We start from the raw sequence: 16,437 nt of genomic DNA, 5'->3' as shown, positions 1-16,437 counted from the left end.
GCCCGCTCCCGCACACCTCTCGGAGGCGCTCGTGTCCCGCCCACCCCTGCTCGTCGCGTTCGACCTGGACGACACCCTGGCGCCGTCCAAGTCGCCGCTCGACCCGCGGATGGCGACCCTGCTGCTTGCGCTGGTCGACGTCGTCGAGGTCTGCGTGATCTCCGGCGGGCAGTTCGGACAGTTCCAGATGCAGCTCATCGAGCGGCTCGACGACGCCACGCCGGAGCAGCTCGCCCGCCTGCACCTCATGCCCACCTGCGGCACGCAGTACTACCGCTACGCGGGCGGCGACTGGGACCAGGTCTACGCCGAGAACCTGACCGAGGACGAGAAGGTGCGGGCGCTCGCGGCTGTCGAGAGCTCGGCCCGCGAGCTCGGCCTGTGGGAGGACGAGACCTGGGGTCCGATCCTGGAAGACCGCGGCTCACAGATCACGTTCTCGGCGCTGGGCCAGGCGGCGCCAGTCGCCGCGAAGACCGCGTGGGACCCCACCGGGGAGAAGAAGACCACGTTGCGTGAGGCCGTCGCCGCGCAGCTGCCCGACCTCGAGGTCCGCTCGGGTGGGTCCACGTCGGTGGACATCACGCGCAAGGGCATCGACAAGGCCTACGGCATGACGAAGCTTGCGGAGATCACCGGGATCGACCTGCAGGACATGCTCTTCGTCGGCGATCGCCTCGACGAGGCCGGCAACGACTACCCGGTCCTGGCCCTCGGCGTTCCGTGCCGCGCGGTCGAAGGCTGGGAAGACACCGCCGCACTGCTCGACGAGCTCATCCCGACCCTCCCGCTCCCCGCCCAGCGCTAAGCCCAGCGGGCGGCCCGCCGGACCGGCAGCCGGCAGCCCGCCTGTCCGCCGGGCACCGACGGGTCGTCTATTTTGCTTGGGGTCGTCTATTCAGATAGACGACCCCAAGCAAAATAGACGACCCCGTGCCGGCGGAAGGGGCAGCCTGGGGCCGCATCGATGCCCGACGTCGGCCCGCACCGTCTGCGTGCCGTGCCGTCGGCATGAGGTGTCGCACCGCGCGGTCAGGCTGCTGCGACCGCCTCCGGTTCCGGGACGCCTTGCGCCCGGCGCACCCGCGCCCAGACGAAGAAGCCGATCAGCGTGAACGCCCCGTAGAACAGGTACATGAATGCCGAGGCGTAGAACCCGGCGTCGATCAGCAGCGGGACGCCGACCGCGTCGACGGCGACCCAGATCAGCCAGAACTCGACCCACCCGCGCGCCATGCCGTACGTCGCCAGGAGCGAGCCGACGAAGATCCATGCGTCGGCCCACACCGGTTCGTAGGACTCGAGGGCCCGGAACACCGGGGTGAGCAGGGCCGTCCCGCCCACGAGCGCGACGACGATGAACACCCGCTGGCGCCCCGTAGCCCAGTCGGGCTGCACGCTCGTGCCGTTGTCGGCCTTGCTCTGCCTCCAGCGGACCCAGCCGTATACCGACACCACGATGAACATGACCTGCCGGCCGGCTTGGCCGAGCAGGTTGACGGAGCTGGGGGTGTTGAAGACCGTGCCGAGGAAGACCGTGAGCAGCAGCAGGTTGCCCACGATGCCCACCGGCCACGCCCACACCTTGCGGCGCATCCCGCCCAGGGCACAGATCAGGCCGAACACGTTCCCGATGATCTCGCGCCACAGGATGTGCTGGTCGCCGATGACCAGCTGAGCGTCGAACAACCAGCTGATGAGGTCCACTGCGTCCACCTTTTCCGAAGTCGACTCCGGGGTAGGCACAGGGAGGAGACGGCTGGTCCGCAGACGGCCCTCCGGCGTCGACGGCGAACCGTCGAGGCGGCGGCGTCGGTGGACGCACCCTCTCTGCAGCAGGGCCTGGAGCCGTCGCCGAAAGGGCGATGGCAGGGCTCTGCCGCTGCTTCTCCCATCCAGACTTTGACTGTCGGTACCGGAGTTCCACCGGTTCAACCATCCAGGTTGCCCTGGACGGGTCGCGGACTTTAACCGCCGGTTCGGACTTTCACCGACCCCGAAGCAATGGCGATAGCGTACCGCTCGCCGATTTCATTCCCGTGGGACGTCTTGTCCCTCAGGACGATGTGTCCGCGTGTGACCTGGCGCGTCGCCGTTGCCCGACGACGCGGCGTGCTCCGCAGCCCGCCGCGCCGTCGGCCCGTTGCCGGGCACGACGGCGCCCACGCTCCGACGCCTGGCTCCTCCAGCAGCTCCACCAGGTCCGCCTTGCGGATCTTCCCGTGCACCCCGCTGACCCGGTCCACCACCTGCGAGACGGCGAAGTCGCCGGCGGCGGACAGGTAGGCGTAGGCGTGGGTCGGGTCCATCCCGGCGTCGGTGAGCAGCGCGATCGCGCCACGGGTGGCCTGACGCATGGCCTCGCCCAGGTCCACGTCGAGGCCGATCGGGATGAGCAGCTCCTCTGTCTCCCCCCACAGCGTGCGCGGGCCGGGCGGCACGGAGTGCGCTCGCTCGGTCCCGGCCACGGCCACGCCCATGGTCCCGAGGAAGGGTCGCAGCGGGAACCGGACCCGACGCCGGTCGCCGGGTCCGGCGGCGATCGAACCGGTGAGCACCGCACCGGAGGCGACGCTCGGGAAGGCGCCCGTGCCAGAGGCCCCGTTCGTGCGGGAGCCCCCAACTGACGCCCCACCAGACGGCCAGACCGGCGCGTCCACCGTGCACAGGATCGAGACCGGGTCGAGGGAGCCCCCGACCGGGAACTCCACGGGCAGCGCGCCGCGCCCGTGCCGGTTGGAGACGATGCCGTAGCCGGTGCGCAGCTCGAGGTCGAGCACGGTGATCGTGAGCACGTCGCCCACCCGGGCGCCGCGGATCTCGATCGGCCCGGTCACGACGTGCGGTCCGTCGCCGAGCGGGTCGCGCGGGACCTCCGCGGCGACCCGTACGGCGTCGTGCAGCACGTCGGAGGAGGGCACGCCGTGGCCGCCGAAGAAGGTCACCGGGTCGCGACCCTGGTCCTCGAGGATGCCCTCGTGGCTCACGGTGTCGATCCACAGCGACTCCCCCGCGTTGATGCTCAGCACGGGGGAGTCGTCGGCGCAGGGCAGCCGGCCCCACAGCACGGTGCGTGGCGTTGCGGGGAGGTAGCCCGGGCGCGAGCCGCGGCCGTGCCCGGGGATCTCGATCCCCGTCGAGAGGGGTTGCAGGACGGGGATCCGCTCGGCCGTGGTGGTCATCTCTCAGGCGGCCACAGTGGCGTCGGTGGCTGCGTCGGCTTCGGGGGCCAGTGACCGCACGAGGTAGCCGAGGTCCTGGGTGGTCAGCGGCGCTGTGATGCCGTCGGTCACGAGCTTGGCGAAGCCGCCGTCGTTGGCCATGATCGTGATCGTGTAGAGGCGGTCCGTCGCGGAGGTGTTGATGATCCGGTGCTCGGAGCCGGGCGCCAGGATGAGCACGTCCCCGGCCACGAGGTTCACGGCGTCGTCGTCGCTGTGCGCCTCGGCCTCGCCGGCGAGCACGATGAAGATCTCGGCGGAGTCCTCGTGGGAGTTGAGCGGCTGCGCGCCGCCCGGCTCCCAGATCTCGAGGAAGACGCTCGTGCTGGTCCCGTGTGAGGGGCCGGCGAGCTCGGCCAGTCGGACGGTGTCCTCGGGAGAGATGAGGTAGCCGGGGATGTCGGTGAGCTTGCGGATGATGGGTGCTGCGCCGGTCATGGGAGGCCCTTCGAGAAGCGGGAGTGGTGGATGGGTGCGCCGGGTGCGATGCCCGACGTCGTGCCGGGCGGCGGCTGGTGCCGCCGCCCGGCGGGTCCGAGGCAGGTCGGTCGGCGGGTTCGGCTGTCGGTCAGACCGTGGGCGCGAGGGCCAGCGGGTGGAAGGCGCGGGCGAGGTAGCCCAGACTGTGCGCGCAGTCGCCCTGGGAGGCGTGCACCTGACGGACTGTCGCGAGGATGATCGTGTGGTCGCCCGCCGTGATCGTCTGGGTGATCTCGCACTCCACGCCGCGCAGGCTGTCCTGGGGGAGCCAGGGCAGCCCGCTCGCGGTCGTGCCCCGGATGATGGGGCCCGACGCCGCCACGAACTTGTCGGGTGCGCGGCTCGCAAAACTGCTTGCGACGTGCGCGGCGTCGCCGCCCAGCACGTTGGCGACGAAGGCGCCCCGGGCGAGCAGGGCCGGCAGGGTCCGAGAGGCGTTGTCCACGCACACCCCGAAGATCGGGGGATCCATGCTCACGCTGAAACCCGTCGTGACGGTCAGGCCCGTCGGGGTGTCGCCGTCGTCGGTCGTGATGACGCAGACGCCACCGGCGAGGGTGGACATGGCGTCGCGGTAGGCCGTGCGCACGTCCGGCGCCGGCTGCTCGGAGGGGGTGGTGCGGGGTGGCTCTGAGGTCAAGGCCGGTGCCATCGGCGTGGTCACTGCGTGTCCCGGTGCAAGTGCAAGGGTCGTCACGGTGAACCTCCTCGTCTCCCTGGATGTGTTCTGCGGATCTGTGTTTGCGGATCGTGTGGCGCGTGCTCGGACGGGGCTGCCCGAGCGCATTCGACGTCTTCGGCGACGCGCGCGTCGCCGATGTTGATGACATCAACATTCACGGTAGGTGCCGAATGTTTCCGCCAGGGCCGGACGCGTTTCCGGCGGGTAAACGTTGTGGAAGACGACGTACGTGATGGCTTGTGGCCAGCGCGACCTCAGGGGCTCGGGGCCGGCAGCGGAGCGGGTGAAACATCCGGGCAGCGAACCTCGTAGAGTGGCCCTCGATCTACCGGTCTTGCCGGTCCTGCCGAAGGAGCCCTCCATGTCGTCCGTGCCAGGCCCCCCGCAGCCCTTCTCCGTGCAGCCGGGCCCGGCGCAGCCCTTCGTCCCGCAGGCGGCCCAGGGGTCGTATGCCCCCTACGGCAGGCCCGTCGGGCCTCCGCCTGCGCTGGTCGGCTGTGTCCCCGCCGCCCCCGGCCGGCGGACCGGCTCGGCCGTGCTCGAGGGGCTCGCGTCCGGACTGCCGGTCGGCTGCGCGAGCGTGTCCCTGCAGGTGGGGCTGGCCAAGGAGCTCCCTGCGCTCGTCGTGCTCGGGGCCGCGTTGGGTCTGGCCTGGCTCGCGGGCTTCGTGGTCGTCGCCGCCGGTTTCGCCCGGACCGGGGCCAGCCCCGGCAAGAAGGCCATGGGCCTGCGCCTGGTCGACGCGCGTACCGGTGGCGCGCCGGGTCCAGCGGCCTGGGGCAGGTTCCTGCTGGCAGGTCTCGGCGGAGCGGTCCTGATCGGCTGGATCATCGCGGTCGTACAGATCCTCACGAACAAGCGCGGCGACCGTAGCGCCTGGTACGACTCGTCGACCAACCTCATCCTGCTCGACGTCGTCGCCGGCCGGGATCCGTTCCTGGCCCAGCAGGGTGAGCTCGCCCCGGAGCGCCCGGCCTCCGCCTACGACACGGGCGGCGCGGGCCGCGCCCCCGGGGCGGACGCCGGGTGGGGTGCCCCCGGTCTGACTGCCATCTCTTCCGGTCAGCACGGCACCCAGTTCAGTCAGCAGAGCGCGGGCGGTTTCGCCCCGCCCGACCAGCCCTTCGCGGGGGTCCCGGTGCTCGTCGGCCTGGACGGCGCGCCGCTGCACCCGGCCGGCCGGCTGTCTGCGCCGGTCCCGCCGCCACCGGTCGCCGAGCCCGTCGCGCAGCCGGTCGCGGCCGTGCCCGCACCGCCTGCACCCCCCGCCCCGCCCCGCGCCGCCTTCACGTTCGACTCAGGTGACGTCCGCGAGGTCACCGGTGCCGGCACGATCGGCCGCATGCCGCGCCCCGCCCGGGAGGGGGAGGCTCCGGTCGCTCCTGAGCCGGCCCTCCTGACCATCACGGACGTCACCCGGACCGTGTCCAAGTCGCACCTGTCCTACGAGGTCGAGGCGTCCGGGGTGCGGGTCACCGACCTCGGCTCGACCAACGGGTCGACCGTGATCGTGCCCGACGGTACGGCGGTCCCGCTCATCGCCGGCACTGCCGTACTGGTGGCCTACGGCTCGACCGTCACGGTCGGTGAGCACTCCTTCACCCTCGCGCGGGTCACCACTCCTCAGGAAGACTTCGCCGACGCGGGCGAGACCTTCCTGCGGGACCCTCGGTGACCCTAGCCGGGCGCTCACCGTTCACCGGGAGGTGGGGTGCGGCGACGGACAAGGGTGCCGTGCGCCGGCACAACGAGGACTCGTTGCTGGCCTCGCCGCCGCTCTTCCTCGTGGCCGACGGCATGGGCGGGCACGACGCCGGGGACATCGCCTCAGCGATGGTCGTCGCGTCCTTCGCCCGCTTCGTCGAGCAGCCCTCGGTCTCCGAGGACGAGGTCCGTCAGGCCGTCACGCATGCCCGGCAGTCGATCAGCGAGTACTTCGAGCCGTCGGGACTGTCCGGCGGGTCGACGCTCACCGGCATCGGGGTGAGCAGCGTGGACGGCGAGGCGGCCGTCGTCGTTGTCAACATCGGCGATTCACGGACCTACCGGCTGAGCCAGGGGGTGCTCGAGCAGCTGAGCAAGGACCACTCGACGGTCCAGGAGCTCATCGACTCCGGCGCGATCCAGGCGCTCGAGGCGCGCACGCACCCTGAGCGCAACGTCATCACCCGAGCGATCAGCCCGACGGCAGACTCCGAGCCGGACGTGTGGTCCGTTCCGGCGCGGGTGGGCGACCGGTACCTGGCCTGCTCGGACGGGCTCACCGGGGAACTGACCGACGACGAGATCCGCGACGTCCTGCTGGCGCATGACGATCCGCAGACGGCTGCGGCCGAGCTCGTCGCCCGTGCCCTCGCCGAGCGTGGCCGCGACAACATCACCGCGGTCGTCGTCGACGTCGTGCAGATCGCCCGCGGTGACGACCCGGGCGGCCTGTGGCAACGCCTGGCCGCCGGTTCCGGGGACGACGCCTCGATCGAGGACACCATCCCCACCCACCCGGCGACCTAAGCCCCCGCGCGGCATCACCCCGCCTTTCATGGGTCGTCTATTTTGCTTGGGGTCGTCTATTCAGATAGACGACCCCAAGCAAAATAGACGACCCATAGGTGTCTCTCAGGGGAGGGGGCGGCGACCTGCCGGTTATCTGGGTGGGGGGATGCAGCTCGCTGGCTCACAGGTGAGACTGTGCGGGGGACCGTCAGGAGGCGTTGAGGACGGGGCGGGGGCAGAGGACGACGTCGGGCATCCACCGCTGGACACGTCGGAGGAACGACGGGCGTGATCGGAGGTCTTCTCGGACGACCCGGAGCATCCGCCAGCCCTCTTCCTCGATCGCGTCCTGACGGCGCTTCTCTGAGATGACGGCCTCTGACGCGGTGCCGTTCGCGCCGTACTTGGTCCGCCCGTCGTACTCGCAGAGCAGACGGGACTCGCGCCACCCGAGGTCCACCCAGAAGGTCCCCGTGTGCGTCGGAATGCGAATCTGGGTCTCGGGGACGGGCAGTCCGAGCTGCAGCAGGGTGAAGCGCACCGTGGTCTCTCCCGGAGACTCCGCGCCGGCGTCGGCGAGAGCCAGGATCTCGCGCGCCCTCACCACACCCTGCTGACGGAGCCGGGACGCGAGGATCTCCGCGCAGACATCCGGGTCTGCTCCGATGTGCAGGGCCGCATCCGCCACGACGAGACCGGCCAGCGGCGGCAGGGCCTGCGCACAGTCGATGAGAGTGCGCTCGAGTGTCGTGACGGACAGCCCGTGCTGGGTGGTGCGGTGCTCCTCCGGGAGTCGCGGGTGGTGCCGGACGACGTCCAGAGCGCCATGACCCGTGGGGCGAGAGCGCTGCACGATGTGCGTCTGGGGCGACATGATCAGCAGTGGCAGGCCCCAGAGCAGGGCGGCGGACACCAGATTGAAGGTCAGGGGCCCTGAGCTCTGCTCCGCGAGCGCGACGATTCGCGCGAGTGCGTGCCTGCGCCGTCGTGCATGGGGTTCTTCGCCCGGGAGAGCGTCCACGTATGCGCCTGGGCGGACCTGCTCCCACGCGCGGCTCCGCACCCGTTCGGCCACATGCGAGCGGGTATAGCTGCGAGCGAGATGGACGCGGGGGAGAGGCATCCGGTTGAGCTGCGCGGGGGAGGCGGGACCTGGTCGGCGGGGCACCACCTGATCCTTGCGCCTGACGCTGGCGGATGCACCCGCCGATCCCCGACCTGTGGATAACTGCCGGGCCCGACCTGTTCGCCGGCTCAAGACCTCATGGGTCGTCTATTTTGCTTGGGGTCGTCTATTCAGATAGACGACCCCAAGCAAAATAGACGACCCATGAGGGAGGGCTGGCTGGTAGGACTGACAGGTGCCGCGCCGTGCCGCGGCGCGGGTGGGGGCACGGGATGGCAGGGGCGGGGGCAGCTGGCTGCTGCGGCCCGGTCAGGTCTTCTTGCGGGAGAGGGCGCCCCAGACGGCGAGCACGATGAGTGCGCCGATGAAAGCCCAGAACCACGTCGCCAGGCTGAAGAAGTGGTCGTTGGGGTTGGCGTTGAAGACGTTGCGCCCGATGAACCCGCCGACGATCGCCCCGACGATGCCGATGATGAGCGAGACGAACCACCCGCCGTTGGCCCGCCCTGGCAGTACAGCGCGGGCGATCGCGCCCATGATGAGTCCGATGATGATCCACGACAGCAGCCACATAAGGTGACCGTCCCTCCAGGTCAGGGAGGTATCTCCCAGGCGGGCTCTCCGCTTTCCAACCTTCGCACGCAACGCCGCCGAGCGCAGGAGATCGGTGAGATCGTTACCGCGTGCGCCCGCGTCCCGCGAGGTGGACACGCGGGGCCGGGAACCGTTCGATCGCGGCAAGGTCCAGCGCGACGATGTCGGCCGGGGTCGTGCGGAGCGCTTCGACCTCTGAGATCGTCGGGTCGAAGTCCAGCGTGCCTGCTGCGTGAGCGCGCACATCGGCCAGGTGTGGGGTCGCTCCGGCGGGGCGGGTGGCCAGGATGATGCATCCGACAAGAGCGATCAGCACCGCGACGAGAGTCGTGGCGCCCCAGCCGTCGCGGACGGTGTCGCCGAGGATCGTCACTCCCACGAGCCCCGGGATGATCACCTGCGTGACGCTGACCAGAGCACGGGCCGGGCCGACCGTCCCGTGCTCGACTGCGCGGGAGAAGGTCACCGAGGACAGGATCGCGAACCCGATGGTCAGCCACGCCATCGGTGTGAGGAAGAAGTCGATCCAGCCGCCCGAGCCGTGTGCCGCGCGTGCGCACATGGCCAGGCCCGCGGACGCGAGGCCGCTGAGCACGGCCTGCACGGAGGCGTCGGCCCGGCGGTAGGTCACGGCCGTCGCGACGATCAGCGCCGCGAGCAGCACGAGCATCGAGAAGCCGAACCAGCTGGGCGTCGCGACGCGCGACTGGGCGCCGCTGCCGACCGCGAGCAGGGCGAGTGCGCCCGTGACCGCCAGGGCGGCCAGTACGTCTATGCGCCTCAGCCGGGTACCGAAGACCGCCCGGTCCAGCAGGACGGTGACCACGAGCGCGGAGGCGAGCACGGTCTGCACGGTGAGCAGTGGCAGATACTTCAGCGCCACCAGGGAGAAGGCCCAGGCCACGAGGGTGATGGAGGTGCCGACGGCGTAGGCGGGCCGGCGGAAGACCTTGAGGCCGGCGGCCTGTGTCGAGGCCATCGCCTGGACGACAGAACCACCGCCGTACCCGGCGGCGGCGGCCAACGCAGCAAAGATCGAAAGACTCATTTGTTGAATCTTCTCAGACATTTCTGTGAACTCACCCCACCAGAGGTCCTAGGAGCCGAGCCCATGCTGTGCCTCACCTGCAACGGCGCCCGCCGCGGTTATCAGCGCGCATGCAGCGCGACCTCGGTCGCCTTGACCGACAACCACACCGGGGTGCCCTCGGCCAGGCCTAGCTCGGCGACCGCCCCCGCGGTGAGGTCCGCGGCCACGGCCGGCTCGGTGGTCTGCACCCGGATGCCGTTCGGCCCGTGCTCGAGGGACGTGATCGTGGCCGGCCACACGTTGCGCGGGCTGGCACCCTCCGGGCGGTGCAGCCCGACGATCACGGCCGCCGGGCGGAAGACCGCCGCAACGGGCGCGCCGTCCGGCAGGCTGACCCGCGCGCCGTCCGGCTTCTCGGCCCGGCCCGCACCCTGCGGGTGCGCTCCCGCGAACCGGAGGCCGTCCGCGGTGACCAGTGCGCCGTCGTCGGCCGTGCCCAGGACGAGGTTCACGCCCGCGATGCTCGCGGTGAAGGGCGAGCGCGGGGCCACCAGGACCCGCGCAGTGGGACCCTCGTCGACGATCTCGCCGTCGACGAGGACGGCGGTCTGGTCGGCGAGGACGACGGCGTCGAGCACGTCGTGCGTGACGACCACGGCGGTCGTCCCGCTCGCGCGCAGCTGGTCGCGCAGCATCCGACGGACGGCCGGTGCGGTGTCGACGTCGAGGGAGGCGAACGGCTCGTCGAGGAGCAGCAGGCGCGGCGCCGCGGCGAGGGCGCGGGCGATCGCGACCCGCTGCTGCTGGCCACCGGACAGCTCGGCCGGACGGCGGTCACCCAGCCCGTCGAGGCCCACGCGCTCGAGCCAGAGCGCCGCCTGCGCGGTCGCGGTGCGCGCCGTCACGCCCTGGGCGCGCGGCCCGAAGGCGACGTTGGCGAGGGCGCTGAGGTGGGGGAAGAGCATCGGGTCCTGGCTCAGCAGCCCGACGCCGCGGCCCGACGGCGGGACCTGGGTCAGGACGTGAGGGCCGCGCCCTCGGGCGTCGTCCGGGGCCGCCGTGACGCGGGTCAGGTCGGCGCCGTCGAGGCGGATGTGGCCGTCGTCGGGCAGCAGCAGACCGGCGAGGGCGGCGAGCAGCGTCGACTTTCCGGCGCCGTTGGGACCGAGCAGCGCGAGCACGTCGCCGCCGGCGAGGCAGAGGCGCGCGCGCGCCGTAAAGGTCCCTCGGCTCACCCGCAGGTCGGCATCGAGGACCGCGCCGCGGCGCTCGGGGCTGGGGTCGCCGGGCGCCGCGCCGCGCTCCCCGCTCACCGCGCCGCGCTCCCCGCTCACCGCGCCGCGCTCCCCGCTCACCGCGCCGCCCCCGGCTGCCAGCCGCGCACAAGAACCAGGATGACGACCGCGACGACCAGCAGCATGAGGGAGAGCGCGACGGCCGACCCCTGGCTCACCCCAGCCCCGTTGAAGGCCGTGTAGATCGCCAGCGGCATGGTCCGGGTGGTGCCCGCCGCGTTCCCGGCGAACAGCGCGGTCGCGCCGAACTCCCCGAGCGCCCGGGCGAAGCACAGGACCGTGCCGGCAACCAGGCCGGGCCGCACGAGCGGCAGCGTGATCCGCACGAACACGGTCCACCGGCTCGCCCCGAGGGTCGCCGCGACGTGCTCGTAGCTGGTGCCCGCGGTGCGCAGTGCTCCCTCGACGGACAGCACGAGGAACGGCAGGGCGACGAAGGACTGCGCGATGACCACGGCGGCCGTGGTGAAGGGCAGACGCACGCCCCAGACGTTGAGCACCTGCCCGAGCAGCCCGTTGCGCCCGAGCAGGAAGAGCAGCGCGATCCCGCCGACCATCGGCGGCAGCACGAGCGGGATCGTCACGAGCGCGCGCAGCACCCCGGCCGTGCGCGCCGGGCTGCGGGCGATGACGAGCGCGAGCGGCAGCCCGAGCACGAGGCACACCGCGGTCGCGGCGAGCCCCGTGCGCAGGGAGAGGCCCAGGGCACTGAGTGCCTCGGGGGAGGTGATGTCGGCCGGCAGCGTCGCCCAGTCGACGCGCGCAACCAGCCCCGCGAGCGGCAGGACGAGCAGGCACAGACCGAGCGCGGCCGGCAGATAGAGCGCCCGCGGCACCGTTCCAGGAGAGCGCTGCCCGACGCCGCGCGCCACCCCCGCCGGGTGGCTCACGGTGCGCTGAAGCCGTACCCGGCGAGCACGGCCTGTCCGTCCGCGCTGAGCACGTAGGTGACGAAGGCGGCGGCCGCCGTCGGGTTCCCCGCTCCGGCGAGGGTGGCGACCGGGTAGTGGTTGACGACGTCCGCGGCGCCAGCCGGGACGATCCACTCGACCGAGGCGCCCGCGGCGGCTACGTCGGTCGCGTAGACGAGCCCGGCGTCGGCCTCGTCGGCCTTGATCTTGGTGAGCACCGCGGTGACGTTCTGCTCCTCGCTCGCGGGGGTCACCGTGAGCCCGGCGGCGGCGAGCAGGCGCTGTGATGCGGCGCCGCACGGCACCTCGGCGGCGCAGAGCACGACCGACAGGTCGGCCTTGGTGAGGTCGTCGAGGCCGGTCACACCGCCGGGGTTGCCCGGCGGGAAGGCGATGACGAGGGTGTTGGAGGCGAAGAGCTGCGCGGGATCGGCGAGCAGGCCGGCGTCGGAGACGACCGTCATGTTCTTCTCGTCCGCGGAGGCGAAGACGTCGGCCGGGGCGCCCTCGACGATCTGCGTGGCCAGCGTCGAGGAGCCGTCGTAGACGATCGGCTGGACGTCGAGGGCCGGGTTGAGCGCTTCGAACCGGGTGGCGAGGTCGTCGAAGGCCGCGGTGAGGGAGGCGGCGGCGTAGACGGTGAGCTCGCCGGTCAGCTCTGGGCCGGCCGCGGCGCCGGTGCCCGACGTCGTCCCGGTCGACCCCGTCGCCCCGGGTGCGCCGTCGGGCTGCGACTGGGCGCTGCACGCGCCCAGCAGCGACGCAGCGGTGAGCAGCGCGAGGGCGGCGGTCGTCCGCCGTAGTCGGGCCGACGCTGTCGCGGTGGATGCAACGATGGCGGTGGATGGTGCGGTCACTGCGTGCCTCCCGGCGTCTCGATGATGACATTGGTGGCCTTGACGACGGCGACGGCGAGCGACCCGACCTCGAGCCCCAGCTCGTGGACGGCCTCGGCTGACAGGAGCGAGACCACCCGGTGCGGCCCGGCCTGGATCTCGACCTGCGCCATGACCTGGTCCATGACGACCCGGGTGACCAGGCCGACGAAGCGGTTGCGGGCGCTGCGCCCGACCGTGGACGGATCGCGGGGCGCCTGCGCCAGCTCGACCGCGCGGGCGGCGAGGTCGGCGCCGGCGATCACCCGCCGGCCGGAGTCGTCCATGCTCACGTCGAGGTCTGCCGAGTCGACCCAGCGGCGCACGGTGTCGTCGCTGATGCCGAGCAGCTGGGCCGCTTCGCTAATCCGGTACTGAGCCATGGCCGGAAGATTAGCACCGCAGATGCGGGGAAAAAAGGACGATGGTCCCGCTCGCGCGGAATCGCAACCGGGACTGGGTTGTCCAGGGGGACACGCGACATCCCCCTGCTGCGCAGAGCGCTAGCGTGTGACCATGCCCCGCACTGCCCCGCCAGCCCACGCCCGGACCGACCCAGGAGCGCCGATGATCACCGTCGAGGACCAGCTCGCCCACGTGCTCGCGGGCCTGGAACCGCTGACCACCGAGACCCTCCCGCTCGCCGCGGCCCTCGGGCGGACCCTCGCCCACGATGTGCTGTCCACGAGCGACATCCCCGTCTTCGACAACTCCGCGATGGATGGCTACGCCGTCCGCCACGGCGACGTCGTGCACGCCTCGCCCGACCACCCGGTCACGCTCCGGGTCGTCGCCGACCTGCCCGCCGGCAGCCCGGAGGACCCGCCGCTCGCCCCCGGGACGGCCGCGCGGATCATGACCGGTGCGCCCGTCCCGGCCGACGCCGACGCGATCGTCCCCGTCGAGCACACCGACGCCGACCTCACCCACTCAGGGTCTACCCACCCAGGCGCCGCCAATCCCGGCACCGCCCACGTGACCATCACGACCGCGCCCCGCCCCGCCGCGCACATCCGCCGAGCCGGGGAGGACCTGCACGCGGGCGATGTCGTCCTGACCGCCGGGTCCGTGCTCAGCTCGCGGCACCTGTCCTCCGCCGCCGCGGCCGGGCACCCGACCCTCCCGGTCCACCGCAGCCCTCGGGTGGCCGTCATCGCGACCGGCAGCGAGCTCGTGCCGCCGGGACAGCCGCTCGGCCGCGGGCAGATCCCGGAGTCCAACTCCACCCTGCTGGCCGCCCTCGTCACCGAGGCCGGCGGGACCGTCGAGCGCGCGGTGACCGTGCCCGACGACGACGACGCCCTGCGCGCCGAGCTCGCCTCGGTCGTCTCGGCCGGCGTCGACCTCGTGGTGCTCTCGGGTGGGGTGAGCGTCGGCGCCTACGACGTCACCAAGGCCGTCCTCGCCCCGCTCGGCACGGTCGACTTCGTCTCGGTGGCCATGCAGCCGGGCAAGCCGCAGGCCTTCGGGCACCTGCCCGGCGGCACGCCGGTCTTCGGCCTGCCCGGGAACCCGGTGAGCGCCTGCGTGTCCTTCGAGGTGTTCGTGCGGCCCGCGCTCTCCCGGCTGCTCGGACGCACACAGCTGTTCCGCCGGATGCTGACTGCGCAGGTCAGCGAGGGCTGGCGGACGCCGCTGGGTCGCGCGCAGTACATGCCCGTGGTGCTCGACGACGGCCCCGACGGGCCCGACGGCCCCGCCACCAGGCCAGGCCAACTCTGGGTCCGCCCGGCCACCCGGGGCGGATCAGGCTCGCACCTCGTCGGAGGCCTCGGCGCAGCCGAGGGCTTCGCCGTGGTCCCCGCCGACGTCACAGAGGTTCGCCAGGGCGACATGATCGATGTCATGCTGGTCGGACTATGAACCAGCCCTTCACACACCTCGACGCCGCAGGTCAGGCCCGCATGGTCGACGTCACAGAGAAGATCCCCACCGTCCGCAGCGCGACCGCGACCGGCTTCGTCCGCTGCGGGGAGGCGGTGATCGCGGCCATGCGCGACGGCGTCACCCCCAAGGGCGACGTCCTCGCCGTCGCGCGGATCGCCGGGATCCAGGGCGCCAAGCGCTGCGCCGAGCTGTTGCCGCTCGCCCACGTCATCGGGGTGCACGGCGCAAGCGTCGACCTCGCGATCGACGACGACGGGGTCCGGGTGAGCGCGACCGTCCGCACCGCCGACCGTACGGGGGTGGAGATGGAGGCGCTCACCGCGGTCGCCGTCGCCGCGCTCGCGGTCGTCGACATGGTCAAGGGCCTCGACAAGTCCGTCTCGATCGAGGACGTCAAGCTCGTGGCCAAGACCGGCGGAAAGTCCGGCGACTGGCACCGAGCGCAGGACTGAGCCACTCATGACGCGGAGCCCCTGATGACCGCCTCGCCCGTCCGACTGTCGTCCGCACAGCGTCCGGACGCGCCCTCGCTCGACGCGCTCGTGCTGGCCGGGGGCCGCTCGGCGCGCCTGGGCGGGACGGACAAGGCGGGCGTCGTCGTCGGGCGACGCACCCTGCTCGACCACGCGCTCGCGGCCGCCACGCAGGTCGGAGCCCGGCGCACCGTCGTCGTCGGGCCGCCCGGGCTTGTCGAGGCGCCGCTGCTCTGCGTCCAGGAGGCTCCTGCCTTCGGGGGGCCGGCCGCCGGCCTCGCCGCCGGGCTGAGAGTGCTCGACGCCGACTGGGTGCTCGTCCTGGCCTGCGACCTGCCGCGGGCCCCCGACGTCGGCGCCATCCTGCTGGCCGCGCTGCACTCGCTGCTCGCCACCCCGGGGGCTGAGCTCACCGACGGGCTCTGCCTCGTGGACGGGGGCGGGCGGACGCAGTGGCTCGCCGGGGTGTACCGGCGGACGTCCCTCGACCGGGCGGTCGCCGAGATGAACGGCCCGGACGGTCTGTCCGGTGCCTCGGTGGCCCGGTTGCTCGGGACCCTCGACCTGCTGGCTGTCGCCGACCCGGGCGGCGTCGCCGCCGACGTCGACACCTGGCACGACGTCGACCGTGCACGTCGCGCGGACCCCGCCAGTCCTGCCGGCCCTGTCGAATCGACGGACCCGCACGCCCTACCGACCCCACCCGAGAGAGACCTGAGATGACGAACCCCACAACGCCCGCAGCCACCCCCAGCCGCACGCTGCCCCCGGAGGCGCTCGACGAGTGGCTCGTCGCCCTGGCCTCCGAGCTCGGGCTCGACCCCGCGCTCGTGCCGACCGGCGCGATCCTCGACGTAGCCCGGGACGTGGCGCACGACGTCGCGCGTCCGGCCGCGCCGCTGAGCACCTTCATGGTCGGCATGGCCGCAGCCCAGCGCGCCGCCGCGGGCGAAGACCTGACCGCCGCGCTGCACGATGCGGCGCGCCGCACGAGCGACCTCGCTGGTCGATGGACAGACCGGGCGTCGCAGACGGCGCCCGCAACCGAACAGGCTCCGTGATGGCGACCGTCCGATACTTCGCGGGCGCCGCGGAGGCAGCCGGCGTGGACTCCGAGACGCTCGAGGCGGCGACGGTCGGAGATCTCCTCGTCCGGATGGGTGAGACCCGTGGCGCACCGCTCGCGCGCGTCCTGACCAGGTGCTCCCTGCTCGTCAACGGGGTCCGCTCCGGCGACCCCGCCGCCCCGTTGTCCCCCGCCGACGCGGTCGACGTCCTGCCCCCCTTCGCGGGCGGCTGACCTCAGCCGGCCCTCCGTCGCACCCTTCCGGGAAGCGGTACTAGGACCTTCGGACGCCAAAACCTCAGAA

At 72.4% G+C, this 16,437-nt stretch carries 19 protein-coding genes and 1 riboswitch; of the genes, 8 read left to right on the top strand and 11 right to left on the bottom strand.

Features of this window, described 5'->3' with window-relative positions:
• Positions 1-31 precede the first annotated feature (31 nt).
• Complete coding sequence (locus BLQ50_RS00485) at positions 32-808, top strand: HAD-IIB family hydrolase (protein WP_093180397.1); 777 nt, start codon at positions 32-34, stop codon at positions 806-808.
• 224 nt (positions 809-1,032) lie between these two features.
• Here BLQ50_RS00485 and pnuC read toward each other — a convergent pair whose 3' ends face one another.
• The 4 genes from pnuC to BLQ50_RS00465 all read right to left on the bottom strand — a co-directional run bounded on the left by pnuC (position 1,033) and on the right by BLQ50_RS00465 (position 4,398).
• Entirely contained in the window at positions 1,033-1,707 is a 675-nt protein-coding gene (pnuC, locus tag BLQ50_RS00480; RefSeq protein ID WP_093180395.1) for a nicotinamide riboside transporter PnuC, read from the bottom strand.
• A gap of 172 nt (positions 1,708-1,879) precedes the next feature.
• A riboswitch (FMN riboswitch) is annotated at positions 1,880-2,008 on the bottom strand.
• A complete protein-coding gene (locus BLQ50_RS00475; protein WP_175558957.1) occupies positions 1,968-3,182 on the bottom strand; it encodes an acetamidase/formamidase family protein in 1,215 nt (404 codons plus the stop codon). (Overlaps the previous riboswitch by 41 nt.)
• A 3-nt stretch (positions 3,183-3,185) precedes the next feature.
• Positions 3,186-3,659 carry a cupin domain-containing protein gene (locus BLQ50_RS00470; protein WP_093180393.1) on the bottom strand — a complete coding sequence of 158 codons (474 nt, stop codon included), beginning with the start codon at positions 3,657-3,659 and terminating at the stop codon, positions 3,186-3,188.
• 130 nt (positions 3,660-3,789) lie between these two features.
• Entirely contained in the window at positions 3,790-4,398 is a 609-nt protein-coding gene (locus tag BLQ50_RS00465) for a flavin reductase family protein (RefSeq protein WP_175558956.1), read from the bottom strand.
• 346 nt (positions 4,399-4,744) lie between these two features.
• Between BLQ50_RS00465 and BLQ50_RS00460 the strand changes: the two genes are divergently transcribed.
• Both BLQ50_RS00460 and BLQ50_RS00455 read left to right on the top strand, forming a co-directional pair.
• Entirely contained in the window at positions 4,745-6,058 is a 1,314-nt protein-coding gene (locus BLQ50_RS00460) for an RDD family protein (protein ID WP_175558955.1), read from the top strand.
• Positions 6,055-6,894, top strand: a complete 840-nt coding sequence (locus tag BLQ50_RS00455; protein WP_093180387.1) for a PP2C family protein-serine/threonine phosphatase — start codon at positions 6,055-6,057, stop codon at positions 6,892-6,894. The genes BLQ50_RS00460 and BLQ50_RS00455 overlap by 4 nt, the downstream gene beginning before the upstream one ends.
• Positions 6,895-7,084: 190 nt before the next feature.
• On the opposite strand, the gene BLQ50_RS00450 is transcribed toward BLQ50_RS00455, so the two are convergent.
• The 7 genes from BLQ50_RS00450 to BLQ50_RS00420 form a co-directional block, all read right to left on the bottom strand.
• Positions 7,085-7,789, bottom strand: a complete 705-nt coding sequence (locus BLQ50_RS00450; RefSeq protein ID WP_093180385.1) for a hypothetical protein — start codon at positions 7,787-7,789, stop codon at positions 7,085-7,087.
• A 522-nt stretch (positions 7,790-8,311) separates the two neighbouring features.
• The gene (locus BLQ50_RS00445) at positions 8,312-8,575 is read right to left on the bottom strand and encodes a GlsB/YeaQ/YmgE family stress response membrane protein (RefSeq protein WP_093180383.1); all 264 of its coding nucleotides are present in this window, start codon (positions 8,573-8,575) and stop codon (positions 8,312-8,314) included.
• Between the two features lie 103 nt (positions 8,576-8,678).
• Complete coding sequence (locus BLQ50_RS00440; RefSeq protein WP_139185641.1) at positions 8,679-9,644, bottom strand: hypothetical protein; 966 nt, start codon at positions 9,642-9,644, stop codon at positions 8,679-8,681.
• A 101-nt stretch (positions 9,645-9,745) separates the two neighbouring features.
• On the bottom strand, positions 9,746-10,981 hold the full coding sequence (locus BLQ50_RS00435) for a sulfate/molybdate ABC transporter ATP-binding protein (protein WP_245700807.1): 1,236 nt from the start codon (positions 10,979-10,981) through the stop codon (positions 9,746-9,748).
• Positions 10,978-11,811, bottom strand: coding sequence for an ABC transporter permease (locus BLQ50_RS18890; protein WP_245700806.1), 834 nt, complete (start codon positions 11,809-11,811; stop codon positions 10,978-10,980). The genes BLQ50_RS00435 and BLQ50_RS18890 overlap by 4 nt, the downstream gene beginning before the upstream one ends.
• A complete protein-coding gene (gene modA / locus BLQ50_RS18885) occupies positions 11,808-12,689 on the bottom strand; it encodes a molybdate ABC transporter substrate-binding protein (RefSeq protein WP_245700805.1) in 882 nt (293 codons plus the stop codon). The genes BLQ50_RS18890 and modA overlap by 4 nt, the downstream gene beginning before the upstream one ends.
• Complete coding sequence (locus BLQ50_RS00420; RefSeq protein ID WP_093180379.1) at positions 12,686-13,090, bottom strand: TOBE domain-containing protein; 405 nt, start codon at positions 13,088-13,090, stop codon at positions 12,686-12,688. The genes modA and BLQ50_RS00420 overlap by 4 nt, the downstream gene beginning before the upstream one ends.
• Before the next feature lie 133 nt (positions 13,091-13,223).
• On the opposite strand from BLQ50_RS00420, the gene BLQ50_RS00415 reads away from it, so the two are divergent.
• From BLQ50_RS00415 to BLQ50_RS00395, 5 genes are read left to right on the top strand one after another with little or no spacing between them, the layout of a single operon-like run.
• Positions 13,224-14,570 (top strand): molybdopterin molybdotransferase MoeA, encoded by a 1,347-nt coding sequence (locus tag BLQ50_RS00415; RefSeq protein ID WP_245700804.1) that lies wholly within the window; start codon positions 13,224-13,226, stop codon positions 14,568-14,570.
• Positions 14,567-15,046 carry a cyclic pyranopterin monophosphate synthase MoaC gene (gene moaC / locus BLQ50_RS00410; protein ID WP_093180376.1) on the top strand — a complete coding sequence of 160 codons (480 nt, stop codon included), beginning with the start codon at positions 14,567-14,569 and terminating at the stop codon, positions 15,044-15,046. The genes BLQ50_RS00415 and moaC overlap by 4 nt, the downstream gene beginning before the upstream one ends.
• A gap of 24 nt (positions 15,047-15,070) precedes the next feature.
• Positions 15,071-15,790, top strand: coding sequence for a molybdenum cofactor guanylyltransferase (mobA, locus tag BLQ50_RS00405; protein WP_093180374.1), 720 nt, complete (start codon positions 15,071-15,073; stop codon positions 15,788-15,790).
• Positions 15,787-16,128, top strand: a complete 342-nt coding sequence (locus BLQ50_RS00400) for a DUF6457 domain-containing protein (protein ID WP_093180372.1) — start codon at positions 15,787-15,789, stop codon at positions 16,126-16,128. Before mobA ends, BLQ50_RS00400 begins: the two co-directional genes overlap by 4 nt.
• The gene (locus BLQ50_RS00395) at positions 16,128-16,367 is read left to right on the top strand and encodes a MoaD/ThiS family protein (RefSeq protein ID WP_093180370.1); all 240 of its coding nucleotides are present in this window, start codon (positions 16,128-16,130) and stop codon (positions 16,365-16,367) included. The genes BLQ50_RS00400 and BLQ50_RS00395 overlap by 1 nt, the downstream gene beginning before the upstream one ends.
• The last annotated feature ends 70 nt before the right edge of the window (positions 16,368-16,437 follow it).

This window comes from Sanguibacter gelidistatuariae (genome assembly GCF_900096585.1).
Lineage (GTDB): Bacteria > Actinomycetota > Actinomycetes > Actinomycetales > Cellulomonadaceae > Sanguibacter > Sanguibacter gelidistatuariae.
This window is presented reverse-complemented; position numbering and strand designations above follow the sequence as displayed.

Excerpts from the sequence above, each read along its gene's own strand:
- BLQ50_RS00460 (WP_175558955.1), top strand. The coding sequence starts at position 4,745 with ATGTCGTCCGTGCCAGGCCCCCCGCAGCCCTTCTCCGTGCAGCCGGGC.
- BLQ50_RS00395 (WP_093180370.1), top strand. The coding sequence starts at position 16,128 with ATGGCGACCGTCCGATACTTCGCGGGCGCCGCGGAGGCAGCCGGCGTG.
- BLQ50_RS00440 (WP_139185641.1), bottom strand. The coding sequence starts at position 9,644 with ATGAGTCTTTCGATCTTTGCTGCGTTGGCCGCCGCCGCCGGGTACGGC.
- mobA (WP_093180374.1), top strand. The coding sequence starts at position 15,071 with ATGACCGCCTCGCCCGTCCGACTGTCGTCCGCACAGCGTCCGGACGCG.
- BLQ50_RS00445 (WP_093180383.1), bottom strand. The coding sequence starts at position 8,575 with ATGTGGCTGCTGTCGTGGATCATCATCGGACTCATCATGGGCGCGATC.
- BLQ50_RS00415 (WP_245700804.1), top strand. The coding sequence starts at position 13,224 with ATGCCCCGCACTGCCCCGCCAGCCCACGCCCGGACCGACCCAGGAGCG.
- BLQ50_RS00420 (WP_093180379.1), bottom strand. The coding sequence starts at position 13,090 with ATGGCTCAGTACCGGATTAGCGAAGCGGCCCAGCTGCTCGGCATCAGC.
- moaC (WP_093180376.1), top strand. The coding sequence starts at position 14,567 with ATGAACCAGCCCTTCACACACCTCGACGCCGCAGGTCAGGCCCGCATG.
- BLQ50_RS00400 (WP_093180372.1), top strand. The coding sequence starts at position 15,787 with ATGACGAACCCCACAACGCCCGCAGCCACCCCCAGCCGCACGCTGCCC.
- BLQ50_RS00475 (WP_175558957.1), bottom strand. The coding sequence starts at position 3,182 with ATGACCACCACGGCCGAGCGGATCCCCGTCCTGCAACCCCTCTCGACG.
- BLQ50_RS00470 (WP_093180393.1), bottom strand. The coding sequence starts at position 3,659 with ATGACCGGCGCAGCACCCATCATCCGCAAGCTCACCGACATCCCCGGC.